General features: G+C 73.4%; 24 protein-coding genes. 13 read left to right on the top strand and 11 right to left on the bottom strand.

All coding sequences use genetic code 11. The annotated features are described in order from the left end of the window. Positions 1 to 41: 41 nt before the first annotated feature. A complete protein-coding gene (locus tag GA0070215_RS09765; RefSeq protein WP_208600310.1) occupies positions 42 to 374 on the top strand; it encodes a hypothetical protein in 333 nt (110 codons plus the stop codon). Between the two features lie 69 nt (positions 375 to 443). Here GA0070215_RS09765 and GA0070215_RS09760 read toward each other — a convergent pair whose 3' ends face one another. Continuing rightward, entirely contained in the window at positions 444 to 1,616 is a 1,173-nt protein-coding gene (locus GA0070215_RS09760; RefSeq protein ID WP_091044225.1) for a PQQ-dependent sugar dehydrogenase, read from the bottom strand. Positions 1,617 to 1,702: 86 nt separating this feature from the next. Here GA0070215_RS09760 and GA0070215_RS09755 point away from each other — a divergent pair, with 86 nt between their 5' ends. From GA0070215_RS09755 to GA0070215_RS09735, 5 genes are all read left to right on the top strand, one after another. Continuing rightward, positions 1,703 to 3,067, top strand: a complete 1,365-nt coding sequence (locus GA0070215_RS09755) for a glutamine synthetase family protein (RefSeq protein WP_091044220.1) — start codon at positions 1,703 to 1,705, stop codon at positions 3,065 to 3,067. A gap of 119 nt (positions 3,068 to 3,186) precedes the next feature. Then, entirely contained in the window at positions 3,187 to 4,542 is a 1,356-nt protein-coding gene (locus tag GA0070215_RS09750; RefSeq protein ID WP_091044217.1) for an aldehyde dehydrogenase family protein, read from the top strand. 5 nt (positions 4,543 to 4,547) lie between these two features. Next, positions 4,548 to 5,315: a 3-oxoacyl-ACP reductase gene (locus GA0070215_RS09745; protein WP_026268003.1), complete on the top strand. Its 768-nt coding sequence runs from the start codon at positions 4,548 to 4,550 to the stop codon at positions 5,313 to 5,315. Positions 5,316 to 5,326: 11 nt separating this feature from the next. Further along, on the top strand, positions 5,327 to 6,046 hold the full coding sequence (locus GA0070215_RS09740) for a gamma-glutamyl-gamma-aminobutyrate hydrolase family protein (protein ID WP_244166927.1): 720 nt from the start codon (positions 5,327 to 5,329) through the stop codon (positions 6,044 to 6,046). Between the two features lie 203 nt (positions 6,047 to 6,249). Continuing rightward, positions 6,250 to 9,912, top strand: a complete 3,663-nt coding sequence (locus GA0070215_RS09735; RefSeq protein ID WP_091044208.1) for a SpoIIE family protein phosphatase — start codon at positions 6,250 to 6,252, stop codon at positions 9,910 to 9,912. On the opposite strand, the gene GA0070215_RS09730 is transcribed toward GA0070215_RS09735, so the two are convergent. After that, on the bottom strand, positions 9,909 to 10,220 hold the full coding sequence (locus tag GA0070215_RS09730; protein WP_244166926.1) for an STAS domain-containing protein: 312 nt from the start codon (positions 10,218 to 10,220) through the stop codon (positions 9,909 to 9,911). The genes GA0070215_RS09735 and GA0070215_RS09730 overlap by 4 nt on opposite strands. A gap of 94 nt (positions 10,221 to 10,314) precedes the next feature. On the opposite strand from GA0070215_RS09730, the gene map reads away from it, so the two are divergent. Next, positions 10,315 to 11,172, top strand: coding sequence for a type I methionyl aminopeptidase (gene map, locus GA0070215_RS09725; protein WP_091044204.1), 858 nt, complete (start codon positions 10,315 to 10,317; stop codon positions 11,170 to 11,172). Next, complete coding sequence (locus GA0070215_RS09720) at positions 11,169 to 11,885, top strand: VIT1/CCC1 transporter family protein (protein WP_091044199.1); 717 nt, start codon at positions 11,169 to 11,171, stop codon at positions 11,883 to 11,885. The genes map and GA0070215_RS09720 overlap by 4 nt, the downstream gene beginning before the upstream one ends. Positions 11,886 to 11,912: 27 nt before the next feature. Here GA0070215_RS09720 and GA0070215_RS29810 read toward each other — a convergent pair whose 3' ends face one another. From GA0070215_RS29810 to GA0070215_RS09705, 3 genes are all read right to left on the bottom strand, one after another. Next, positions 11,913 to 12,041, bottom strand: a complete 129-nt coding sequence (locus GA0070215_RS29810) for a hypothetical protein (protein WP_377467091.1) — start codon at positions 12,039 to 12,041, stop codon at positions 11,913 to 11,915. Positions 12,042 to 12,510: 469 nt separating this feature from the next. Continuing rightward, on the bottom strand, positions 12,511 to 13,044 hold the full coding sequence (locus tag GA0070215_RS09710) for a GNAT family N-acetyltransferase (protein ID WP_091044340.1): 534 nt from the start codon (positions 13,042 to 13,044) through the stop codon (positions 12,511 to 12,513). A 47-nt stretch (positions 13,045 to 13,091) separates the two neighbouring features. Further along, complete coding sequence (locus tag GA0070215_RS09705; protein ID WP_091044194.1) at positions 13,092 to 14,306, bottom strand: helix-turn-helix domain-containing protein; 1,215 nt, start codon at positions 14,304 to 14,306, stop codon at positions 13,092 to 13,094. A 214-nt stretch (positions 14,307 to 14,520) separates the two neighbouring features. Here GA0070215_RS09705 and GA0070215_RS09700 point away from each other — a divergent pair, with 214 nt between their 5' ends. Together GA0070215_RS09700 and GA0070215_RS09695 are read left to right on the top strand one after the other, a co-directional pair. Further along, positions 14,521 to 14,835 (top strand): DivIVA domain-containing protein, encoded by a 315-nt coding sequence (locus tag GA0070215_RS09700; RefSeq protein WP_091044189.1) that lies wholly within the window; start codon positions 14,521 to 14,523, stop codon positions 14,833 to 14,835. Then, positions 14,832 to 15,086, top strand: coding sequence for a hypothetical protein (locus GA0070215_RS09695; RefSeq protein WP_091044186.1), 255 nt, complete (start codon positions 14,832 to 14,834; stop codon positions 15,084 to 15,086). Before GA0070215_RS09700 ends, GA0070215_RS09695 begins: the two co-directional genes overlap by 4 nt. Before the next feature lie 9 nt (positions 15,087 to 15,095). Here the strand turns inward: GA0070215_RS09695 and GA0070215_RS09690 are convergent, their stop codons facing one another. The 6 genes from GA0070215_RS09690 to GA0070215_RS09665 all read right to left on the bottom strand — a co-directional run bounded on the left by GA0070215_RS09690 (position 15,096) and on the right by GA0070215_RS09665 (position 20,856). Continuing rightward, complete coding sequence (locus GA0070215_RS09690) at positions 15,096 to 15,563, bottom strand: nitroreductase family deazaflavin-dependent oxidoreductase (RefSeq protein ID WP_091044182.1); 468 nt, start codon at positions 15,561 to 15,563, stop codon at positions 15,096 to 15,098. Between the two features lie 98 nt (positions 15,564 to 15,661). Then, a complete protein-coding gene (locus tag GA0070215_RS09685) occupies positions 15,662 to 18,343 on the bottom strand; it encodes an ABC transporter permease (RefSeq protein WP_091044178.1) in 2,682 nt (893 codons plus the stop codon). Then, the gene (locus GA0070215_RS09680; RefSeq protein ID WP_091044175.1) at positions 18,340 to 19,071 is read right to left on the bottom strand and encodes an ABC transporter ATP-binding protein; all 732 of its coding nucleotides are present in this window, start codon (positions 19,069 to 19,071) and stop codon (positions 18,340 to 18,342) included. Before GA0070215_RS09680 ends, GA0070215_RS09685 begins: the two co-directional genes overlap by 4 nt. 19 nt (positions 19,072 to 19,090) lie before the next feature. Continuing rightward, on the bottom strand, positions 19,091 to 19,672 hold the full coding sequence (locus tag GA0070215_RS09675; RefSeq protein WP_091044172.1) for a PadR family transcriptional regulator: 582 nt from the start codon (positions 19,670 to 19,672) through the stop codon (positions 19,091 to 19,093). 69 nt (positions 19,673 to 19,741) lie between these two features. Next, the gene (locus GA0070215_RS09670; RefSeq protein ID WP_244166934.1) at positions 19,742 to 20,239 is read right to left on the bottom strand and encodes a ferritin-like domain-containing protein; all 498 of its coding nucleotides are present in this window, start codon (positions 20,237 to 20,239) and stop codon (positions 19,742 to 19,744) included. Positions 20,240 to 20,349: 110 nt separating this feature from the next. Further along, the gene (locus tag GA0070215_RS09665; RefSeq protein ID WP_377467087.1) at positions 20,350 to 20,856 is read right to left on the bottom strand and encodes a hypothetical protein; all 507 of its coding nucleotides are present in this window, start codon (positions 20,854 to 20,856) and stop codon (positions 20,350 to 20,352) included. 206 nt (positions 20,857 to 21,062) lie between these two features. On the opposite strand from GA0070215_RS09665, the gene rimP reads away from it, so the two are divergent. Genes rimP through GA0070215_RS09650 form a run of 3 tightly spaced genes read left to right on the top strand, consistent with a single transcriptional unit; the run spans position 21,063 to position 23,104 of the window. Further along, complete coding sequence (gene rimP, locus GA0070215_RS09660; RefSeq protein ID WP_018785889.1) at positions 21,063 to 21,713, top strand: ribosome maturation factor RimP; 651 nt, start codon at positions 21,063 to 21,065, stop codon at positions 21,711 to 21,713. Next, positions 21,710 to 22,753, top strand: a complete 1,044-nt coding sequence (gene nusA, locus GA0070215_RS09655; RefSeq protein WP_018785890.1) for a transcription termination factor NusA — start codon at positions 21,710 to 21,712, stop codon at positions 22,751 to 22,753. Before rimP ends, nusA begins: the two co-directional genes overlap by 4 nt. 15 nt (positions 22,754 to 22,768) lie before the next feature. Next, positions 22,769 to 23,104 (top strand): YlxR family protein, encoded by a 336-nt coding sequence (locus GA0070215_RS09650; protein ID WP_081635938.1) that lies wholly within the window; start codon positions 22,769 to 22,771, stop codon positions 23,102 to 23,104. The last annotated feature ends 69 nt before the right edge of the window (positions 23,105 to 23,173 follow it).

Below are 23,173 nucleotides of genomic sequence, written 5' to 3'. Positions count from 1 at the left end.
CGCTGCGGGTCGCTGTGCGCCACCTCGTGCCGCCCACATCCATGACCGCGTTCGCCTCTCCCGGTCGGTCACCAGTAGATCTTGGCGAGTTGTCGTTCGGTGCGAACAAGAACTCGCCAAGGTCGCCCCGCGACGACCTGTCGTGCGAGCGCTGCCGCGAGCCGTGGCCTTGTCCCACCCTGCGTCGCATCCCGCGCGATCAGCTCGAACCGGTGGCGCTCATCCGGATGATGGCGTTCCTCGCCCGCGGCGCGATTCGGGACCTGCGTGGTCACGTCGAAGGGCCGGAACCGCCCGAGATCGTCAGGCGGTTCTTCTGGTTCCTTCCACTCAGCGACGACGAGGCGCGTGCGATCGCCCGAAGGCCGCGGTGATGGGCCGTTTCCTGGCCTGGGCGCGGGTTCGTGACTGACGCGGGGTGGGCTGTCCGCGTACCCCAGGGGTCAGATCGTGGGGCGGCGGTGGGTGAGCGGGAAGCGGAGGATGCGGTCGTCGCCGGCCGCCGGGGTGCCGCGGCCGTCGCGGTTGCTGGTCGCCACCCAGAGCGCGCCGTCGGGGGCCACCTCGACGGTACGCAGGCGGCCCCACGTGCCGGCCAGCTCCGCCACGGGTACGCCGACGTGGCCGGCGTTGTCGACGGGCACCGCCCAGAGCCGGGCGCCGCGCAGCGCGGCGACGTAGAGCGTGCCCCTGGTGAACGCGGCGCCGCTCGGAGACGCCTGCGCGGGCGGCCAGACGACGACCGGGTCGCGGAAGCGGGGATCACCGGCGACGCCCTCGACCAGCGGCCAGCCGTAGTTGCCGCCGGGCACGATCCGGTTCACCTCGTCCCAGGTGTTCTGCCCGAACTCGGTGGCGAACAGCCGCCCGTGCCGGTCCCAGGCGAGGCCCTGCACGTTGCGGTGGCCGTAGCTGTAGACGAGCGAGCCGGGGAACGGGTTGCCCGCCGGCACGCCGCCGTCCGGGCGGATCCGCAGGATCTTGCCGTTGCGGCTGGTCAGGTCCTGCGCGCGGGCGGCAACCCCGGCGTCGCCGATGCCGGCGTAGAGCATGCCGTCGGGGCCGAACGCGATCCGGCCGCCGTCGTGGACGGCGCTGCGGGCGATGCCGCTGACCAGCACCTGCGGCGGCCGCGACGAGCCGAGACGGAATCGGACGATCCGGATGTCGGCAGCGGTGGTGTAGGCGGCGTAGACCCACCGGTCGCGGCGGTAGCGGGGGGAGACCGCCAGGCCGAGCAGGCCCGCTTCGCCGCCCGCGGCCACGTCGGCGATGCGGGCCACCTGCCGGGCCGGGCGTCCCGGGCGTACGCGCAGGATCGTGCCGGAGTCCCGCTGCGCGACCAGGGCGCTGCCGTCGGGCAGGAAGTCCAGCCCCCACGGCGCTTCCAACCCGGTCGCGACGACGTGGGGTCGGGTCAGGTCGTAGCCGGACCAGCCGGCGCGCCCGTCGAACCCGTGCAGGTCGAGCGCGACCGGGCGCGCGTCGGCGGGGACCGGCCGGTCCGGGCCGCCGGCGGGTCGCTCGCCGGTGGGCCGGTCGCCCGCGTGGGCGTCGGTCACCGCGAGCACGATCGCGAGGCCGGCGGCGACGACAGCGACGGTACGACGGCGCATGTGCACTCCCCGGTTTCGCACCCGACCCCGCCGGGGCATTGACGGTGATCCGGTTTGCCAGTAGACCTTGGTGATGGAGGCCCCTGATGAAGCAAACGCCGCTCTCGCTGGAACAGTTGCGGGTCGCCGTCACCGAGGGTGAGATCGACACGGTGGTGCTCGCCCTCACCGACATGCAGGGCCGACTGCAGGGCAAGCGGTTCCACGCGCCCTACTTCCTCGACCAGGTGGTCACGCACGGCAGCGAGGGCTGCAACTACCTGCTCGCGGTGGACGTCGACATGAACACCGTCGACGGGTACGCGATGTCGAGCTGGGAACGCGGCTACGGCGACTTCGCCATGCGCCCCGACCTGGACACGCTGCGCCGGATGCCCTGGCAGCCCGGGTCCGCGCTGCTGCTGGCCGACCTGGAGTGGCTGGACGGCTCCGGCCCGGTGGTCGCCTCGCCCCGGCAGATCCTCCGCAAGCAGCTCGACCGGCTGGCCGCGCACGGGCTGACCGCGTACGCCGGCACCGAACTGGAGTTCGTGCTCTACCGCGACTCGTACGAGGAGGCGTGGCGGCGCGGCTACCGCGACCTGACCCCGGCCAACCAGTACAACGTGGACTACTCGCTGCTCGGCACCGCCCGGGTCGAGCCGCTGCTGCGCCGTATCCGCACCGAGATGGCGGGCGCCGGGCTCACCCCGGAGAGCGCGAAGGGCGAGTGCAACCTCGGCCAGCACGAGATCGCCTTCCGGTACGACGAGGCGGTGCGTTGCGCCGACCACCACGTCATCTACAAGAACGGCGCGAAGGAGATCGCCGCCCAGGAGGGCATGGCGATCACGTTCATGGCGAAGCCGAACGAGCGGGAGGGCAACTCCTGCCACATCCACTTCTCGCTGCGCGACGCCTCCGGCTCGTCGGCGATGCTGGGGGACGGGCCGGCGCACCTGAGCGTCACCGGTCAGCGGGTGCTGGCCGGGCTGCTCGCCACCATGCGCGAGTTCAGCCTGTTCTTCGCGCCGAACATCAACTCGTACAAGCGTTACCAGCCCGGCTCGTTCGCGCCGACCGCGTTGCGCTGGGGCACCGACAACCGCACGTGCGCGCTGCGGCTGGTCGGGCACGGGCAGGGGATGCGGGTGGAGAACCGGGTGCCGGGGGCCGACGTCAACCCGTACCTGGCGATCGCGGCGCTGGTGGCCGGGGCGGTGCACGGCATCGAGAACGAGCTGGAACTGGCCGACGAGTGCACCGGCAACGCGTACGACGACCCGGACGCCGAGCGGGTGCCCACCACGCTGCGTGACGCGCTGGACCTGTGGCAGCGCTCGGCGGTGGCCCGGGAGGCGTTCGGCGACGAGGTGGCCGACCACTACGCCAACCAGGCGAAGGTCGAGCTGACCGCGTTCGACGCCGCGGTGACGGACTGGGAGCTGACCCGTGGCTTCGAACGCCTCTGACGCCGCCGCGCTCCCGGCCCGCCTCGGCGATCTTGCACTTGCGGTCCCCGGCGCGGGTGTTGTGCGGCTTTTGCCAGGGCGGCAACTGCAAGATCGCCGGAGTAGGGGGAGGGGGACGGTTGGGTGAGGTGATCTCGCCTGTTGACGGAGCGGGGATCGGGGTCGTTGCGGGGTGCTCCGTCGACGACGTGGATGCGGCAGTCGCGCGTGCCGCCGTGGCGTTCGAGACGTGGCGGAACATGGCGCCGGGGGATCGGGGGCGGCTGCTGCGGCGGTTCGCGGCCACCGTCGACGCGCACCTGGAGGAGCTGGCCCAGCTGGAGGTGCGCAACGCCGGGCACACCGTCGGCAACGCGCGCTGGGAGGCGGGCAACGTCCGCGACGTACTCGACTACTACGCGGGCGCGCCGGAACGGCTGACCGGGCACCAGATCCCGGTGCCCGGCGGGCTCGACGTCACGTTCCACGAGCCGTTGGGCGTGGTCGGCGTGATCGTGCCGTGGAACTTCCCGATGCCGATCGCCGGCTGGGGGTTCGCCCCGGCCCTCGCCGCCGGCAACACGGTGGTGCTGAAACCGGCCGAGCTGACCCCGCTGACCGCGCTGCGCCTGGCCGAACTGGCCCGCGACGCCGGCCTGCCCGACGGCGTGTTCACCGTGCTGCCCGGCCGGGGCAGTGTGGTCGGCGAGCGGTTCGTCACCCACCCGGCGGTCCGCAAGATCTGCTTCACCGGCTCGACCGAGGTCGGCACCCGGATCATGGCCGGCTGCGCCGACCAGGTGAAGCGGGTGACGCTGGAGCTGGGCGGCAAGTCCGCCAACATCGTCTTCGCCGACGCGGACCTGGAGAAGGCGGCGGCCACCGCGCCGTACGCGGTCTTCGACAACGCCGGCCAGGACTGCTGCGCCCGCTCCCGGATCCTGGTCCAGCGCCGGGTCTACGACCGCTTCCTGGAACTGCTCGAACCGGCCGTGCGGGCGGTGCGGGTGGAGGACCCGGCCCGGGAGACGGCCGAGATGGGCCCGCTGATCTCCGCCGCGCACCGGGACCGGGTCGCCGGGTACGTCGACGGGGCGGACGTCGCCTTCACCGGCTCGTGCCCCGACGGCCCCGGCTTCTGGTACGCCCCGACCGTGCTGCTCGCCGCCTCCCCGGCGGACCGGCACTGGCGGGAGGAGGTGTTCGGCCCGGTCGTCTCGGTGCTGCCGTTCGACGACGAGGCGGACGCGATCCGGCTCGCCAACGACACCGAGTACGGCCTGTCCGGCTCGATCTGGACCCGGGACGTCGGGCGCGCGGTGCGGGTGGCCCGCGCCGTCGAGTCCGGCAACCTCAGCGTCAACTCGCACTCCTCGGTGCGCTACTGGACCCCGTTCGGCGGGATGAAACGCTCCGGCCTGGGCCGGGAGCTGGGTCCGGACGCACTGCACGCCTTCACCGACGTCAAGAACGTGTTCATCGGCACCGAGGAGTGATCACAGTGCAGGGACGGCTTACCGACCGGGTGGCGGTGGTGACCGGCGCGGGCAGCGGCATCGGGCTGGCCACCGTACGCCGCTTCGCCGCCGAGGGCGCCCGGGTGGTCTGCGTGGACATCGACGCCGACGCCGGCACCCGGGCCGCGCAGGAGGTGGACGGCGAGTTCGTCGCCGCCGACGTGGCCGACGAGACGGCGGTCCGCGACCTGTTCGACGGCGTGGTGCGGCGGCACGGCCGGGTGGACGTGTCGTTCCACAACGCGGGCATCTCGCCGCCGGACGACGACTCCATCCTGGAGACCGGCCTGGACGCCTGGGAACGGGTGCTGCGGGTCAACACCACGAGCGTCTACCTGTGCTGCAAGTACGTCATCCCGCACATGCGCCGGCAGGGCAAGGGCTCGATCATCAACACCGCCTCGTTCGTGGCGCTGATGGGCGCGGCCACGTCGCAGATCGCGTACACGGCGAGCAAGGGCGGGGTGCTGGCGATGACCCGGGAACTGGGTGTGCAGTTCGCCCGTGACGGCATCCGGGTCAACGCGCTGTGCCCCGGGCCGGTGGCCACGCCGCTGCTGCTGGACCTGTTCGCCAAGGACCCGGAGCGGGCCGCCCGGCGGCTGGTGCACGTGCCGATGGGCCGGTTCGGCGATCCGGCCGAGATCGCCGCCGCGGTGGCGTTCCTGGCCAGCGACGACGCCTCGTTCATGACCGCCGCGCAGTTCGTCGTCGACGGCGGCATCACCGGCGCCTACGTCACACCCCTGTGAGCGCCGGCACTGTGGGCGCGAGACGGCCGGTCATCGGCATCACCGCGTACGTCGAGCCGGCCGGCTGGGCGGTGTGGCGGGACGTGCCGGCGACGCTCGTGCCGCACGCGTACGTCCGGTCGGTCACCGCGGCGGGCGGCCGGGCCGTGGTGCTGCCCCCCGACGACGCGGACGCGGACGTGCTGGGGCTGCTGGACGGGCTGCTGCTGGCCGGCGGCGCGGACGTCGGCCCGGAACGGTACGGCCAGCCGCCGGACCCGCGTACCGAGAGCCGCCCGGAGCGTGACGCCGGGGAGACGACGCTGCTGACCGCCGCGCTCGCCGCGGACCTGCCCGTGCTGGGCGTGTGCCGGGGGATGCAACTGCTCGCGGTGGCGTACGGCGGCCTGCTGCACCAGCACCTGCCGGACGTGGTCGGGCACGACGGGCACCGCCCCGCGCCGGGCGTGTACGGGTCGCACCCGGTGCGCTTCGCCGCCGGCAGCCGGGCCGCCGAGGTGATGGCCGGGGTGGACCGGGTCAACTCGTACCACCATCAGGCGGTGGCCGACAGCGGCGGCCTGGCGGTCACCGGCTGGGCCGACGACGGGGTGATCGAGGCGGTGGAGGACCCGGCGCGGCGCTTCGTGCTCGGTGTGCAGTGGCATCCGGAGAACGAGGCCGACCCACGGCCGGTGGAGGCCCTGGTCCGGGCCGCGATGTCGGCCAGATCACACATCCGCGTTTCGTAGGTCAGGACAGCCGGATCGGGGGCCCGCCGCCGCGGCCAGGACCGCCCGAGTCGCCCCGCCGCGCCGGTTACGCCAGGATGAGGCGGAGGTAAGCAGCGTCGAACGGTGCGGGTGCGTTACGTTGCTCATCCGTCGGGGTAGTACGCGGGGACGGTCGGCGGAGATCGCCGGCCGTCGTGATCATGGCCGGAGCGGGAGGCTGCATGGGTTCGGCCCTGGGGGACGGGAAGGACGGCCGTTCGTCCCCGTCGGCCGGCGAGGCGTCATTCCCACCGCTGCTGGCCGCGGCGTTCGCCGCCGGTGGCGAGATGGGCGAGCGGCTGCGCGGGTTCGACTGGTCGACCACCGCCCTCGGCACACCGGACAGCTGGCCCGCCGCGCTCTGCCACGCGGTGAGCACCATGCTGTCGTCCCGCGCGCAGATGGTGGTGTTCTGGGGCGAGGACCACCTGGCCTTCTACAACGACGCCTACCGGCCGACCATCGGCGACAAGCACCCGGCCGTGATCGGGCAGGCCGCACGCCGGCACTGGGCGGAGACCTGGGACGTGCTCGGCCCGCTGCTGGACGGGGTACGCCGCACCGGCGTGCCGTACCGGGGCGAGAACCACCCCTTCGTGATCAACCGGCACGGCTTCCTGGAGGACGTCTACTTCGACGTCTCGTACGACCCGATCCGCGACGCCGACGGCACCGTCAGCGGGATCTTCTGCTTCGTCAACGAGACCACCGGCCGGGTGCTCGGCGAACGCCGGCTGCGTGTCCTCGCGGAGCTGGGCAACGAGCTGGGCGACGTACCGGGCCTGATCGAACTGGGCGGGGCCGTCGCCCGGGTGCTCGACGCACACCGCGCCGACGTGCCGTTCAGTGCGGTCTGGTTCCAGGGTGAGGGCGGGACGCTGGTGCCGGCGGGCTGCACCGGGGTGGACCCGGGCACCGTCGCCGGCCCGCCGCCCGGACCGCCCGGCGACGGGCCGCTCACCGAGCCGCGCTGGATCGCCACCGCCGACCTGCCCGGCGCGGTGCCGCCGGACGCCGCCGACCAGGCGCTCCTGCTGCCGCTGACCGCCACCAACGAGCCGGCCGGCGTGCTGCTGCTCGGGGTGTCCCGTCGGCTGCCGTTCACCGACGACTACCGCCACTTCGTCGACCTGGTCGCCGCGCAGGTCTCCCGCGCGGTGGGCAAGCAGCGGGCGTACGAGCAGGAACGCGCCCGCGTCGCCGAGCTGGCCGCGCTGGACCGCGCCAAGACCAACTTCTTCGCCAACGTGAGCCACGAGTTCCGTACCCCGCTGACGCTGGTTCTCGGCCCGCTGGAGGAGATGCTCGCCGACCGGGAGCTGCCCGAGCGCTACCTCGATCGGTTGGCCGTCATGCACCGCAACGGGCTGCGCCTGCTCAAGCTCGTCAACACGGTGCTCGACTTCTCCCGGCTGGAGTCCGGCCGGTCGGCCGCCCGCTACCAGCCCACCGACCTGTCCGACTACACCTCCCGGCTGGCCAGCACGTTCCGCTCGGCCGTCGAACGGGCCGGGCTGCGCCTGGTGGTGGACTGCCCGCCGCTGCCCGCACCGGTCTACGCCGACCGGGACATGTGGGAGAAGATCGTCCTCAACCTGCTGTCGAACGCGGTCAAGTTCACCTTCGACGGGGAGATCCGGGTCCGGGTACGCCCGGCCGACGGCGCCGCCGTCCTGGAGGTGACCGACACCGGAGTCGGCATCGCGCCGGAGGAGCTGCCGCAGGTCTTCGAGCGGTTCCACCGGGTGGCAGGTGCCCGCTCCCGTACCCACGAGGGCACCGGCATCGGGCTCGCCCTGGTTCGCGAGCTGGTCGAGATGCACGGCGGCACGGTGACCGCGCACAGCGTCGTCGACCGGGGCACCACGTTCACGGTGACCATGCCGTTCGGGTACGCACACCTGCCCGCCGACCACGTGGCCGCGCTGTCCCCGGTGCCGCTGAGCGAACCGGCACAGGCCCGCCTGTACGTCGCCGAGACGGCGCTCTGGACCGACGAGGTGGCCCGCCCCGCCGGGCTGCCGGCGCCGTCCGGCACGCCGGGTGGCTCCGGCCGCGTCCTGTTCGCCGACGACAACCCCGACCTGCGGGAACACGTCGTCCGGCTGCTCTCCCCGGCGTACGAGGTGGTGGCCGTGCCGGACGGCGTGGAGGCGTTGCGGCTGGCCGTCGAAACCCCGTTCGACCTGGTGCTGACCGACGTGATGATGCCCCGGCTGGACGGCTTCGGGCTGGTCACCGCGCTGCGGGCCGAGCCGGCCACCCGGTACGTGCCGATCGTGCTGCTCTCCGCGCGGGCCGGCGCCGCCGAGGAGGTCGCCGGCCTGTCCACCGGGGCCGACGACTATCTGACCAAGCCCTTCTCCAGCCAGGAGCTGGTGGCCCGGGTCCGGGCCAATGTCGAACTGGGTCAGTTGCGCGGGCAGATCATCCGCCGGCTGCGGGCACTCGCCGACGCCGCCGTGGAGATCAACACCGCCCGGTCCACAGCCGAGGTGGTCCGGGTGGCCGCGCGGCACGCGCTGCGCCTGGCCGAGGCCGGACGCGTCCGGGTCACCGCCACCGGGGCCCGCCACGAGGAGGACGCCGGAGGTGACCTGCCCGCCGAGCCGACCGCGGTGCTGCCGCTCACCGGCACCTCCGGCGAGCAGCTCGGCGAGCTGCAGGTGTGGCGCCGGGAAGGCGGCGGCACCGAGGAGGCGGCGCTGGCCGAACTGGCCCGGCTGATCGGCGTACGGCTGGAGAACGCCCAGCTCTACGAGGCCGAGCACCACATCGCCACCACGCTCCAGCACAGCCTGCTGCCGCGTACGCTGCCGCAGTTGCCCGGCGCGGTGGTGGCCAGCCGCTACCTGCCCGGCAGCGCCGACGTGGAGGTCGGCGGCGACTGGTACGACGTGATGGCCACCTCTGACGACGACCTGATGCTGGTCATCGGCGACGTGGTGGGCAAGGGCGTTCGGGCCGCCGCGGCGATGGGCCAGCTCCGCAACGCGCTGCGGGCGTACGTCCTGGAGGGCTACGACCCGGGCGAGGCGCTGACCCGGCTCAACCGGCTCGTCCACTCCGCCGGCAGCGGCTCCTTCGCCACGGTGGTCTGCCTCGGCTTCTCCCCGCGCACCGGTCGGATCCGGTACGCCAGCGCAGGCCATCCCTCACCCCTGCTGATCCGAGGAGACGACGTGGCGTTCCTGCACGATCGGGCCCTCGGGCCGCCGATCGGGGCGATTCCCGGCACGGCCTATCCGACCGCAGAGGGGGACCTCGCGCCGGGCAGCCGGCTCCTGCTCTACACCGACGGCCTGATCGAGGACAGGGCCGCGGGCATCGACGCCGGGCTGGGCCAGTTGCGGGTGGACGCGACCACGCGCGCCGGGCACGTGGCCGACCTGGTCGACGCCGTCATGGCGCGGGTGGCCGGGCGGTCCCGGCACGACGACGTGGCGGTGCTCGCGCTGGAGGCGGCCGAGCCGAACCGCTTCGCGCTGCGCCTGCCCGCCGATCCGACCCGGCTCAGTGTGCTGCGCAAGCGGCTGGAGGACTTCCTCGTCGCCCACCACGTCGGCGAGACCGACCTGTTCGACCTGACGGTGGCGGTCTCCGAGGCGGCGGCGAACGCGATCGAGCACCCGGTCGACCCGGCGGACCCGACGATCGAGGTCGAGGTGACGGTCGCCGACCGGACGGTCACCGCGACGATCCGGGACAGCGGGCGCTGGCGGGAGTCGAGCGGGTCGAGCTTCCGGGGACGCGGGCTGGCACTGATCCAGGCGCTGGGGGAGATGACAGTGACCCGTACCGCGAACGGCACCGAGCTGACGCTGCGCCGCCGGCTGGCCGACTAGTCGGCCAGCCAGTCCTGTTCGCCCAGGCCGGAGATGTCCAGCACGCGCCGGACCTGCGGGGACGGCAGCACTGTCAACGCGTCCGGGAACCGCTGGGCGAGCCGGACCACCGCGTGGATGGCGGCCGAGTCGAAGAAGGTGACCGCCCGCAGGTCGAGCGTGAGCCGCTTGGCGGGCTCGCGGAGCGCGGTCTGGAACATGGTGTCGGCGGTCGCCATGTCGACCTCGCCGGTCACCTGGACGCGCAGATGGTCGCCGTCGACCTGCGCGGTCACGGAGAAGACGGGCGCCGCGCCCCCTTGATCCACGGAGCAACAATGGCACAGCGTTTGCGGCACGGCAACAACCTCCCCGGCGGGCCTGTGGCGGGGGGCACACCGGCCCCGGCGATAGGCTTGCGCCATGACCGTCCGTGCGCCGCTGACCCCCGGCACGCTCTCCCCGTGGCGAGCGGTTCCCGCCCACATCCCGCGCCCGGAGTACGTGGGTAAGAAGCGCCCGCAGGAGTGGCGCGGCTCGCACGTGCAGACGCCGGAGACCATCGAGAAGATGCGCGTGGCGGGGCGTCTCGCCGCCCAGGCCACCCGGCTCGCCGGTGAGCACTGCAAGCCGGGGGTGACCACCGACGAGATCGACAGGGTCGTGCACGAGTTCCTCTGCGACCACGGCGCCTACCCGTCGACGCTCGGCTACCGGGGCTTCCCCAAGTCGTGCTGCACCAGCATCAACGAGGTGATCTGCCACGGCATCCCCGACACCACTGTGCTCCAGGACGGCGACATCATCAACGTCGACGTCACCGCGTTCCTGAACGGCGTGCACGGCGACACCGACGCCACGTTCTGCGTGGGCGAGGTGAGCGAGGAGGCCCGCCTGCTGGTCGAGCGGACCCACACCGCGATGATGCGCGGGATCAAGGCGATCGCCCCGGGGCGGCAGATCAACGTCATCGGCCGGGTGATCGAGTCGTACGCGAAGCGCTTCGGCTACGGCGTGGTCCGCGACTTCACCGGGCACGGCATCGGTGAGGCGTTCCACAGCGGCCTCTACGTGCCGCACTACGACAGCCCGCGCCCCACCGACGTGATGGAACCGGGGATGACGTTCACCGTCGAGCCGATGATCACGCTCGGCACCTACCAGTACGACATGTGGGACGACGGCTGGACGGTGGTCACCAAGGACCGCAGGTGGACGGCCCAGTTCGAGCACACCATCCTCGTGACCGACGACGGCTACGAGATCCTGACGCTGCCGTGACCGACACCCCTGCGGCGCTGCGCGAGGCGCACCACGCGGATGTCTCCGGCGGCTGGCTGCGTCCGGCTGTCTTCGGCGCGATGGACGGGCTGGTCACCAACATCGCGCTGATCGCCGGTGTGGGCGGCGGCGGGGTGTCCCCGCGTAACGTGGTGCTGACCGGCACGGCCGGTCTGGTGGCCGGCGCCATCTCGATGGGCCTCGGCGAGTACACGAGCGTCCGGTCCGCGAACGAGCAGGTCGCCGCCGAGGTGGCAAAGGAGCGGCGGGAGCTGGAACGCCACCCGGAGGCCGAGGCCCGGGAACTCGCCGACGCCTGGGTCGCCCGCGGACTGCCCCGGGATCTGGCCACGCAGGTCGCCGAGGCGGTACGCGCCAACCCCGAGGAGGCGCTGCGCGTGCACGTACGGGAGGAACTGGGCGTCGACCCCGACGACCAGCCCAGCCCGTGGGCCGCCGCGATCTCGTCGTTCGTCTGCTTCTCCGTCGGCGCGCTGGTGCCGCTGCTGCCGTACCTGCTCGGCTTCACCAGCCTCTGGCTGGCACTCGCGGTCGGCGGCGTGGGGCTGTTCGTGGCCGGTGCGGTCGTGGCCCGGTTCACCAACCGGGCCTGGTGGCGCAGCGGCCTGCGGCAGTTGCTGCTCGGCGCGCTGGCGGCCGGCGCGACCTATTTGATCGGCGCGCTGATCGGCGTCGGCGGCGGCATCGGCTGACGCCGAGCCGTCCGCGACCGTCAGCGGTCAGCCGGACAGCAGGTCGTCGATGGTGCTGTCGACCGGGCGGCCCCGGGCGGCCAGCTCCTCGGCCTGGCGGGTCAGCGCCGCGCCCACCTCGGTCATGTCCGCCCCGGCCAGCCCGGTACGCCGCACCGCGCGGGCGTGCGCCGCGCTGCCCCGGTACCACGCCTGCCGCGCCGCGCTCGTGAACTCCGCCGGCCGGGCGCGTGCCAGCCGCGCCAGGTGCTCGTCGCGCAGCTTCCGCAGCCAGCCGGTCGGATCGTGCTGGGCGCGGGTGGTGACGTACCGGTCCGCGGCCAGCGGCCAGCGGCCAGCGGGACGTGATCGTCGTCGCCCGGCGCAGGTAGTCGTCCGCCCCGGCCACCGTGAGGTCGACGAGCACCCCGTCCACCCGCCGGGTGGCGGGCGGCGGTCCGGCGCCGGGCCGGTAGGTGACGACCAGGAGGCCGACCTCGCGGTCCCCGCCGCCGTCGTCGTCGCCGTGCGCGAGCGGACAGTGTACGGCGACCGCCAGCACGTCGGCCGGGAACCGCCGCAGGACGGCGTCACCGACCCTCTCGGCCACCTGCCACCGGTGGATCGTCCAGACGCTGCTCGGCGTTCACGTCGACAGCCACGATCCACCTCCGTCAGACCGCTCGCCTGCGGCAACCCTAGCCAGATCGCGGACCAGCAGTTCCATCGAAGGGCCCCAGGGCAGCTCGGAGTGCCCGGCAACTCGCCAGCCGTTGCGCCGGTAGATGCCGTTCGCCAGGCTGCGCGGATCGGAGGCGAGGGTCGCCCAGCTCTCCGGGCGCCCCTGAAGGAGCCGACGCATCAACTCCGCGCCGATGCCGCGAGACCGATACCGCGGATGGACGATCCATTCCAGTACGGCCAACTTGTCGCGATCCCGCACCTCGGCCGGGGGTTCCTCCTTCGCCCGCGACCACCAGGTGCCGGCTGCCATGGTCCACCCGTACGCCGCTCCGATCAGTTCTTCGCCCTCTCTCGCCAGGACGAGGCGGAATCCGAGCCGTGCTGCCTCGTCGGGCAGCCCGGCCCGGAACCGGGCGACCTGTGCCGGGCCTTCGAGGTAAGGCGGTTCGGCGTAGACCAGCGCGTACAGGTCGGCGAGGGCGTCGACGACAGACATCAACTCGTCCGGACGGCATCGGTCGAAGGTGACGGACGGCGGAGGCGTCACCGCTGGACTCGGTCCATGAGTTCCGTGTAGAGCGGCCGGTGCCGCTCTCTGTCGGGTACCGCCGCTGCGACCTGCAGAGTGACCGCGCGCACGAGTTCGTTGTGTTGTTCCCGAGGCAGGCGGTCCAACAGATCGGCCGCCGCCGTCAGGCCGTCCATGATGTCACCGGCCCGGACCGTGGCCGCCGCGTGATGCAGTTGTACCTGCGTACGCAGCCGGATCTGGGAAGCGGGATACAGCTCCAAGGCCCGGGCCTGCGCTGCCGCAGCCGCCCTCCGGTCACCGGAATGGGTGTAGACCCAGGACTCCGTGTGTCGCAGGCGATGCTCCGGCCAGCCCCACAGCGATTCGACGTCCCCGACGACGGCGGCCGGGAGCTTCTCGATCTGCTCGCTCAGATGACGCACGGTCGCGACTGCCTCGTCGTGCCGGCCGGCGAGGGAAAGTGCCTGCGCCCGGCCCGCCAGCAGACCGCAGGTGGCAGCCGACGGCCTCCCGGCGAGCGGCAGCACCTCATCGGAGATCGCTACGACGGTCAGGGGCCGTCGAGCGTCGTAGCAGCCGTTGACGACGTCCCAGGCGCGGGTCAGGACTCGCGTGTCAGGGTCACCGGACCCGTCGGCGGCTCTCTGGGCGCTGGCCCACCATCTCCTCGACAGTAGAGCATGTCCTGACGCGACGAGGCTGAGCGCGACGATCACCGACAGCGCCGCGGCGGCACGTAGCAGCTGTGGGCGGCGCCGATCGTCAACTGCGGCGAGCTGCTGCTGGAGGACCGTCAAATCCCGGCCGAGTTGGGTCATCAGCTGGTCGTGCGGCTGGCGATAGTAGGCCGTGCCGTAGGAGGCGACGATCTCTGCCCACGCGTCGGAGTCGACGTCAATCGCGGTGTCGAGGCCGTGCCGCAGCGCCTCCCAGCCAACCATACGGTCGACGGCGGGGAGAGCAGCGAGCGAAGTCATGGCCTGGAGGACCGACCTTCTCGGCATGTCGGTGTCGTCGGCACGCCTGCTGTCGTATGCCTTCTGGATCAAGCCGTCGGTCGATAGTGCCCGGTCGTAGGCGGCCACGACGGCGGGGTTGACGGGTCGGTTGCCACGCTCGATCTGCCCGAGGTAGCCGAAGTCGTATCTGATGAGGTCGGCGAACTTCCGCAGCGACCAACCGGCGGCTACCCGGTGCTGCCTGAGTATGTCCCCGAAATGGTCCATGCCGCCCTCTCAGGTCGTGGGCTTGCGTGTGGGCCCACTGCTCACCGCTGTCGCCTGCGCTCCGTAATCGGGATGCTACCGGGGCCGACCGATTCGGCGCGGCCCGTGTGAGCCCTGTCGGCGTACCGCGATCACGCTGCGACGGCAGGTGCCGGGGGCGGGCCGTATCCGCCCGCCCTCAACGGGCGGATGGCACCGACAGAGGACAGGTTCGATGAGGATCATCCCTTTCCGACGCCTGCACAACCGCCGGCCCGAGCGCCGCGCGACGTGCTACCGCTCCGCGGTCTACCGGCCGCTGCGCCCATGGCAGGTACGGGAGCGGACGTTCGGCTCCACGCCGCTGGGTCGACGCGGGCTCGATCCCGAACAGGTTCGGGAGTTCCTGGACCTCGTGGCGGGCGATCTCGCGACGGTCTATGACGCGCTGGCCGAGAGCCGCCGGGAGACCGACCGGGTGAAGGACGCCCTGCGGCGCTGGCAGTCCGAGCAGGCGCGTGCGCGGGCCGAGCGGGAGCAGGAACGATGACCGAACGGTGGGTCATCCATCTGCCGATGGTCGTCAACGACCTCGTGTCGGCGCAGCGACTTGCCCGGGTGGTGGCGCATTGGAGCCACGTCCTCCCGCAGACCGAACCCGGTGGCACCAGCGTCTCGCCCGAGGACGACCAGAACGTACGGCACTGGGTCTTCTGCGACCGCTACCTGTCCGAGGGGCGACGCTGCCTGCTCCGGCCGGATCACGACGGCGACTGCTCGCCGCGACTCCGGCCACGGTGAGCCGCCCGCTCAGGCGTTCGGGACCAGGCGGAATACGCGGATCTCGCGGCCACCGGCGCGCTCGACGTACGTGCGGTACGCGGGCCACTCCTGCACCAGCCGCTGGAACAGCCGTTCCCGTTCCTCGCCCGTGACCTGCTCGGCGGTGACCGGGATCCGGCGGCCCTTGACGTCCACCTCGGCACCCGGGTGGGCCATCAGGTTGAACGTCCAGGACGGCTGGTGCTGCTGCCCCCAGTTCGAGCCGATCACCACGTAGGCGTCGCCGTCGGGGACGTACACCAGGGGGTTGCTGCGCGGCTTGCCGGAGCGGCGGCCGGTGGAGGTGAGCACCAGCGTGGGCACGAGCCCGAAGGCGACCACGCGACCCTTCGTCATCCGGCCGACCAGCCGGTCGGCCGGGACGAGCAGGCGCATGGTGGCGCCGAACCAACGCTGGTGACCGAGGCGGCGGGTGAGGGATCCCAGGGCTGACATCCGACAAGTGTGCCGCCCGCACCGCGCCCCGTCACCCCTCGGACGGTCAGACCGCCCGGACCGCTGTCGATCATGGTCGGGCGCACCGGACGGCCGGCTCAGTCGAGCCGGCGTTCGATCGGCAGGCGGGACCGGGTGAACAGCGCCGCGCCGCCCATCGCCACCAGCGGCACCACGACCAGCGCGGCGAGCGTCACGCCGGGCACCGTCACCGGGTACGGCGGCTGCACCGGCCAGGACTCGGCGTACCGCTGGTTGAGCGAGGCCAGGACGACCACGGCGGAGCCGAGCCCGGCGACGATGCCCAGCGCGGAGCCGAGCACCGCGATGACCCCGGCCTGGCAGAGGGACAGCAGGCGGCGTACCCGGGGATCGGCGCCGACCGCCGCGAGCGTGGACAGGTCCCGGCGACCCTCGGCCGCGGCGAGGCCGGTGGCGACCGCGGCGGCGCCCAGCGTGATCACCCCGGAGGCCACTGCGAGCAGGAGCAGCATCGGGCGCTGGTCCGACGGCGGGTCGGCGGTCGCCACCTGCGCCGACACGGGCACGATGTCGTACAGCTCGTCGGTCAGCAGCTCGATCTGCCGGTCGGTGGGCGAGCCGGCGGTGTCCAGCAGGTAGCCCATCGGCACGGCGGTCAGGCCGAGCGTGGCCGCGGCGACGGGGGAGAGGACCAGCCGGTCGACCGGAAGACCGCCGTGCAGCACGTACGCGGGCAGGAGCCGCCCGGTGGGCAAGCCGCCGGAGTTGTCGTTCACCTCCACCCGGACCTGCCCGTCCACCACCCGCCGGGGGTCGGTGACCACCACGCCACCGGTGGCGAGCGTCCGGCGCGCGGCGGCCAGCTCGTCGTCCGGTGCGCCGGTGAGCGCGGCCAGCGCGCCGCCGTCGTCCACGAGCGCCGGCAGGTAGACGTCGACCGGCTCCTGGAGAGGGCTGACGCAGCGCGGATCCCGCCGGGCCGAGTCGGGGACGGCCTGCTCGGAGGGGCTGTACGGGCAGCGCTGCTCGGGCGGGACGAGCGCGTACGCGGTGCAGTCGTTCTTGTCCCGGATCCTGCCGGCGCAGCCGGGGAAGGCGACGGATGCCACTGTGGCGTCGGGCAGGACCGAGCGGGCCCGGTCGGCGACGACCTCGGCCGACGGCGGGACCGCCGGGGTGTCACCGGAGTAGGTGAGCAGCACGTTCCCCGGCGGGATGCCGGGCTGCCAGAGCTCTCTCGACCGGGTCTCGTCGCTCGCCACGTAGATGCCGAGCGCGACGCTTCCGGCGACCGCCGCCATCACCGCCGAGATGGCGGGCGCGGCCGACGACCGGTTGCGGCTGGCGTCGCGCAACGCGAGCCGAGGGGTCAGCGGCAGCAGCCGGCCGGCCCGGCCCAGGACACCGACCAGCGTCGGGGTGCAGAACACCAGCCCCAGCTCACCCAGGGCGACGCCGGCCAGCACGCCGGTCTGCGAGGTACGGCCGGCGGCGAACGCGGCGATCGCGGTCCCGGCGACGGTGAGCGCCACCCCGATCAGCAGCCAGCGGCGGCGGGGCCGGCTCGCGTCGCGCCGGCCGGCCAGACCGGTCGCCACGTCCTGCCGGGCCGCCGTCCAGGCCGGGGCAATCGCCGCCAGCACGCCGGCCAGCACCGCCGTCGCGGCGATCGCCAGCAGCGCGGTCGGGAAGATCCGGTACGCCCCGAGGCGCTCCCCGAGCACGTACTGCTCGACGAGCGGCCGGCCGGCGAACGCGGCGCCGATGCCGAGCAGCAGGCCGAGAGCAGCCCCGCCGGCACCGAGCACCACCCCGTCGGCGAGCACGATCCGGCGCAGGTGGGAGGCGTCGCCACCGGCCACCGCGACGAGCGCGAGGTCGCGCCGCCGGCGCCGGACGCTCACCGCGAAGGCCGGGCCGACCAGCAACACCACCTCCAGCAGGCCCAGCCCGCCGACCACCCCGACGACGCCGGCCTCGTCGGCGTCCGGCATGGTCATGCCGCGGGAGAACTCGTCCCGTCCGGGCAGCCGGTCGCGGGCGACGACCTGGACGCCCTGCGCGTTCAGCCGGTCGACCAGTCCCGGGTCCAGCGGGCCGGGCAGGTCCACCAGCCAGGTGTCGCTTCCGGCCGCGCCCTCCGGGGCCACCCCGGGCAGCGTGATCACGTCCCGGAGGTTGTCCGGGTACTCCACCACCCCGACCACCCGGTAGGTGGTGCCGTCGATGCCGCGGACCGGGTCGCCGATGCGGGTCTCCAGCCGGCGCAGCGCCGCCGGGCTGACGGCGATCTCGTCGGGGCGTACCGGCGGGCGGCCGTCGCGGACCCGCGCCAGCGGCCGGGTGAGCGGGTCGGCCAGGTCCACGGCGCGCGCGTCGAGCGTCTCGACGTGCCGGCCGATCCGGGTCGAGAACGTCATCCACAAGCGCGTGCGGGCGACCCGGCTGCCCTCGGGCAGCAGCGCGCGCACCTCCTCGGCGGTCGCCGGACGGGTCCGGCCGACCCAATCGCCCTCGACCGGCCAGGCCGACTCGCCCCAGGCGTCCTGCGTCACCGGCGTCAGGCTGTCCCAGCGCAGCGCAGCGTCGCCACCGCCGAGCTGGCGCTCGATGCGCTCGGCGCGGGTCAGGTCACCCATGTCGTAGCTGACCGCGGCGAAGCTGAGGCCGAACACCGGCAGCGCGATCATGACCAGCACCAGCAGCGTCCGCCGCCGGGACCGCCGTGCCTCCCGGCGGGCGATCCGCAGCGCGGTCCGCCACGATCCGCGTACGGCGGCGAGGCGGCCGCCGCTCACCGGCTGCTGCCGCTGAGCAGGTGCTCGACGCCGATCAGCGGGGCGGTCGAGTCGACCATCACCCCGTCGCGCAGGAAGACCACCCGGTCCGCCCAGCCGGCGTGCCGGGCCTCGTGGGTGACCAGCACCCCGGCCGCTCCGGCGTCCACCCGGCGGCGCAGCAGATGCAGCACCGCCTCGCCGGTCTGGGAGTCCAGTGCGCCGGTCGGCTCGTCGGCGAGGACCAGGCGGCGTTCGCCGACGAGTGCCCGGGCGATGGCGACCCGTTGCTGCTGGCCGCCCGACATCTGGTCCGGGAAGCGGTCGGCCAGGTCCTTCAGGTCGACCTCGCGCAGTGCGGCCAGCGCCAGTTGGCGGGCCGCCCGTGCGCCGGTGCCGTCCAGTTCCAGCGGGAGCGCCACGTTCTCCACGGCGGTCAGGCTGCCCAGCAGGTTCAGATCCTGGAAGACGTACCCGATCCGGCGGCGGCGCAGCCGGGCCAGCCCGCGGGCGGACAGCCCGGCCAGCGCCTCGCCCTCGACCACCACCTCGCCGCCGGTGGGCCGGTCCAGGCCGCCGGCCAGCGCCAACAGCGTGGACTTGCCGGACCCGGAGGGGCCCATCACCGCTACCAGCTCCCCGGCCCGTACGGTCAGGCTCACGCCGCGCAGCGCGTGCACGGCGGCCGCACCGGCGCCGTGGGTCCGGCGTACGTCCCGCAGTTCCAGCACCCCGTCGACCGGGTCCATCAGCGCCTCCCGTTCCGGGTCACCGGCGGGCTTCGTCGCCGGCCTGGTCCACCGCCTCGGGCTGGTCGACCGCCCGGATCGGCGCCGGACGGTGCCGGACCAGGCTCGTCTCGCAGTGGTCGAGCCACCGCACCTCGGCCTCGGTCTGGAAGATCATCGCGTCCAGCACCAGCCGCCAGGGTAGATCCTCCGGCTTGTCACTCGTGTACTTCAACCGGGTGAACTCCTGGAGGGCACGCATGGTGGCGGTGCGCTGGGTCTGCACCACCGACCGCACGTCGACGCCCGGGGTGGTCAGCGCCAGCGCCAGCTTGATGGACAACTCGTCACGGGGCCGGTCGGCGCGGCTGATCGGCGTGGCGAACCACAGCGCCAGGTCCGCCCGTCCGGCGTCGGTGATCTCGTACGGCCGCTGCCCGCTCTCGTTCTCCGGCAGCGGGCGGACCAGGCCGTCACGTTCCAGCCGCGCCAGCGTGGTGTAGACCTGTCCGATGTTCAACGGCCAGGTCGACCCGGTGGACTCCTCGAACGCGGCACGGAGCTGGTAGCCGTACATCTGGCCGCGTTCGAGCAGGGCGAGCAGGCCGTGACGGATGGACATGACCGCGAGTATGCATACCTGGTATGCGCTGCGCAACCGGAGGGTTCCGCCGGGTGACCGGCATCGCGCTCAGGCCGGGCGGCCCGGGAACGGAACGGTGACCGGTGTCACGCCCGCCGTACGCCGCCAACGGGTGGCGCGCAACGCGCAGTCGGTGAGCGCGGCGAGCGCCGTGTTCCGGTCCGCGCCCGTGGTGTGCACCAGCGCGGCCCGCCAGTGCCCGGCCGTCCGCTCCTCGATCTCCACCGCGAGACGCAGCGCGCTCGCCTGGTCCGTCACCGGGTGGGGCAGCGCGTACCCGGCCTGGTCGGCGGGCACCTGCCCGGAGCCCTCGGCGAGCTGGAGCAGCAGCGCGTCGCGGCGGGACCGGTGGGCCGCCTCGGCGGCACGGGCGGCCGTACGCGCCGCCTCGGTCAGGTGCACACCGATCACCCCGTACGCCCAGATCGCCGCGTACTCGGCGGCGAGCGCGTCGGCGAGCGCCGAGGCCGGACCGTTCGTCGGGTTCACGCTGCTCCAACCGGGCGTGAACCCACGGCCCTCGCTCCGCTCGGTGCGTTCGGTCATGCTGCTCCAACCGGGCGTGAACTCACGGCCCTCGCTCCGCTCGGTGCGTTCGTTCACGCTGCTCCAACCGGGCGTGAACTCACGGCCCTCGCTCCGCTCGGTGCGTTCGTTCATTTGAGGGCCTCCACGTGGGTGGCCCGCGCGGCGGCGATCGAGCCGAGCAGCGCGGCCCGCTCGGCCGGCGCGGCGGCGCACGCCCTGGCCGCGTTCGTCCGGCCCTCCTGCTCGGCCCGGCGCAGTTCGGTGAGCGCGGCGTCGGGTGCCGGCGCGCTCGCCGCCCCGGCGGACGCCGGGGCGCCGGAGGGCGCCGGACGGCCGATCACGCGGCGTAGCTCCTCGGCGTGCGCCCGGTGCGCGTCGGCGATCGGGGTGAGTTGGCCGGCCAGCGCCGGAGCGGCGGTGGCGGCGGCCCGGTAGCGGGCCTCCAGCGCGAGCGCCTCGGCGGCGAGCGGCTCCAGCGCGTCGGGCGCCGGTGGCTCCTTGTCGCGGTCGAAAAGATCACAACCGGTCAGCGGCACTGTCGCGCCGCCGAGTGCCACGAGCCCGCCGGCGCGCAGCAGCCAGCGCCGGGAATGCCCCGTTCTGACCCGGTCGGATGGTGTTCTGCCGATCCCCACCTGACAGAGTCAACACCATCCGCGCCGCCTCGTGGGGCAGGGTCTCGGTGCGCCGCCGGGCCCGCCGACGGCCACAAGCGTTACGCTCTGCGCAACCACCGGGCGCGGACGCCCCGGTGGCGCGCCGGTATGGCGGGCCGATCGCCCGCACCGGCCCGGGACAACACGGCCCGCGGGTCGTGGCAACAGCAGGAGAGGTGCGCGCAATGACGCAGCGTGGCCGTGCCACCCGGTCGACGGGGCCCGCCGGGCGGCCCCGCCGATCCGACGGGCCCCGCGGCACGGACCGGAGTGGCGCACCCCGCGGCGATCTCGCCGCCCGCCGCAACCGGCTGCGCGAGGTGATCGAACCGGTCGTCACCGCCGCCGGTTACGACCTGGAGGACCTCTCCGTCTCCCGCGCCGGCCGGCGGCACGTGGTCCGGGTGATCGTGGACGCCGACGGCGGGATCAACCTGGACGCCGTGGCGGACGTCTCCCGCGCGGTCTCGGCGGCGTTGGACGCGGCCGAGGAGGCCGGCGGCGACATCGTGGCCGGCGAGTACCAGCTGGAGGTCAGCTCGCCCGGCGTGGACCGCCCGCTCACCCTGCCCCGGCACTGGCGGCGCAACGCCGGGCGGCTGGTCAAGGTCACCGTCCGCGGCGACGCGGGGGACCGCCAGCTCACCGGCCGGATCACGGCCGCCGACGACGAACGCGTGGTGCTGGAGACCGACGCCGGCCCCGCCGAACACCCGTACGCCGAACTCGGGCCCGGCCGGGTCCAGGTGGAGTTCAACCGCCTGGACGACCTGGCCGACGAGGACTTCGGTGACGACACCGACGACGACGAAGATCTGGAGGACGAGGAGAGGTGAACATCGACCTCGCGGCGCTGCGCGCCCTGGAGCGCGAGCGGGAGATCCCGTTCGACACGATCCTCGCGGCGATCGAGACCGCGCTGCTGACCGCCTACCGGCACACCGACGGTGCCGAGGCGCACGCCCGGGTGGAGATCGACCGCAAGAGCGGGGCCGCCTCGGTCTACGCGCGGGAGCTGGACCCCGACGGCACGGTGACCCGGGAGTGGGACGACACTCCGCACGACTTCGGGCGGATCGCCGCCATGACGGCCAAGCAGGTGATCCTCCAGCGGCTGCGGGAGGCCACCGACGAGGTGCACTTCGGCGAGTACGTCGGCCGCGACGGTGACCTGGTCACCGGCGTGGTGCAGGCGCACGAGACCCGCCGCGAGAAGGGCATCGTCAGCGTCGACCTGGGCAAGCTGGAGGGCGTCCTGCCGCAGTCCGAGCAGGTCCCGGGCGAGCGGTACGAGCACGGCGAGCGGATCCGCTGCGTGGTCGTGCACGTCGCCAAGGGCATGCGCGGGCCGCAGATCACGCTGTCCCGGTCGCATCCTGCGCTGGTGAAGAAGCTGTTCGCGCTGGAGGTGCCGGAGATCGCCGACGGCACCGTGGAGATCGGCGCGATCGCGCGTGAGGCAGGTCACCGTACGAAGATCGCCGTACGCTCGACCACGTCCGGCGTCAACGCGAAGGGCGCCTGCATCGGCCCGATGGGCCAGCGGGTCCGCGCCGTGATGAGCGAGTTGCACGGCGAGAAGATCGACATTATCGACTGGTCGGACGACCCGGCCACCTTCGTCGGCAACGCGTTGTCGCCGGCCAAGGCGCTGCGGGTCGAGGTGGTCGACCTGGCCTCCCGGACCGCCCGGGTGACCGTCCCGGACTTCCAGCTCTCGCTCGCGATCGGCCGGGAGGGGCAGAACGCCCGCCTCGCGGCCCGCCTGACCGGTTGGCGCATCGACATCCGGTCCGACGCGGAGACCGCGGCACCGCAGAGCCGGGGCGGAGCTGATCACGTACCGGAGCCGGGCGGCGCGATCTCGGGAAGCTAGGGGTAGACTTTCTCAGTGGTACGACGCGCGCTGCCGGAGCGCACCTGTGTGGGCTGCCGGAAACGAGCGCCGGCCAGCGAGTTGTTGCGGATCGTCGCGGTTGGTGACGAGGCTGGTCACATCAGTCTCCGGCCCGACCCGGCCCGCAGACTGCCGGGTCGGGGAGCGAACATGCACCCTGATCCGGCCTGCTTCGCGCAGGCGGTGCGACGCCGCGCCTTCGGGCGGGCACTGCGCCTCACCGAGGTCCCCGACCACGGTGCGCTTGCGGAGCACGTCGACGCGCAACCCCCGACGACCGGTCAACCCGACCGGTCGAGGGTCGCTAGCAAGGTAGGACGACCGACATGAGCACACGATGAAGTCCCAGAAATGACCAGGCTTCAAGTGCACGAGTGAGGTCGCTGCGGGTGCTGCCCG

It is taken from the genome of Micromonospora marina, assembly GCF_900091565.1.
GTDB classification, from domain to species: domain Bacteria; phylum Actinomycetota; class Actinomycetes; order Mycobacteriales; family Micromonosporaceae; genus Micromonospora; species Micromonospora marina.
The sequence above is the reverse complement of the archived record's forward strand: the minus strand, read 5'-3'. Positions and strand labels throughout refer to the sequence as shown.

Excerpts from the sequence above, each read along its gene's own strand:
- GA0070215_RS09760 (WP_091044225.1), bottom strand. The coding sequence starts at position 1,616 with ATGCGCCGTCGTACCGTCGCTGTCGTCGCCGCCGGCCTCGCGATCGTG.
- map (WP_091044204.1), top strand. The coding sequence starts at position 10,315 with ATGACCGTCCGTGCGCCGCTGACCCCCGGCACGCTCTCCCCGTGGCGA.
- GA0070215_RS09705 (WP_091044194.1), bottom strand. The coding sequence starts at position 14,306 with ATGGACCATTTCGGGGACATACTCAGGCAGCACCGGGTAGCCGCCGGT.
- rimP (WP_018785889.1), top strand. The coding sequence starts at position 21,063 with ATGACGCAGCGTGGCCGTGCCACCCGGTCGACGGGGCCCGCCGGGCGG.
- GA0070215_RS09765 (WP_208600310.1), top strand. The coding sequence starts at position 42 with ATGACCGCGTTCGCCTCTCCCGGTCGGTCACCAGTAGATCTTGGCGAG.
- GA0070215_RS09700 (WP_091044189.1), top strand. The coding sequence starts at position 14,521 with ATGAGGATCATCCCTTTCCGACGCCTGCACAACCGCCGGCCCGAGCGC.
- GA0070215_RS09695 (WP_091044186.1), top strand. The coding sequence starts at position 14,832 with ATGACCGAACGGTGGGTCATCCATCTGCCGATGGTCGTCAACGACCTC.
- GA0070215_RS09680 (WP_091044175.1), bottom strand. The coding sequence starts at position 19,071 with ATGGACCCGGTCGACGGGGTGCTGGAACTGCGGGACGTACGCCGGACC.
- GA0070215_RS09670 (WP_244166934.1), bottom strand. The coding sequence starts at position 20,239 with ATGACCGAACGCACCGAGCGGAGCGAGGGCCGTGGGTTCACGCCCGGT.
- GA0070215_RS09690 (WP_091044182.1), bottom strand. The coding sequence starts at position 15,563 with ATGTCAGCCCTGGGATCCCTCACCCGCCGCCTCGGTCACCAGCGTTGG.
- GA0070215_RS09735 (WP_091044208.1), top strand. The coding sequence starts at position 6,250 with ATGGGTTCGGCCCTGGGGGACGGGAAGGACGGCCGTTCGTCCCCGTCG.
- GA0070215_RS09710 (WP_091044340.1), bottom strand. The coding sequence starts at position 13,044 with ATGTCTGTCGTCGACGCCCTCGCCGACCTGTACGCGCTGGTCTACGCC.
- GA0070215_RS09755 (WP_091044220.1), top strand. The coding sequence starts at position 1,703 with ATGAAGCAAACGCCGCTCTCGCTGGAACAGTTGCGGGTCGCCGTCACC.
- GA0070215_RS09675 (WP_091044172.1), bottom strand. The coding sequence starts at position 19,672 with ATGTCCATCCGTCACGGCCTGCTCGCCCTGCTCGAACGCGGCCAGATG.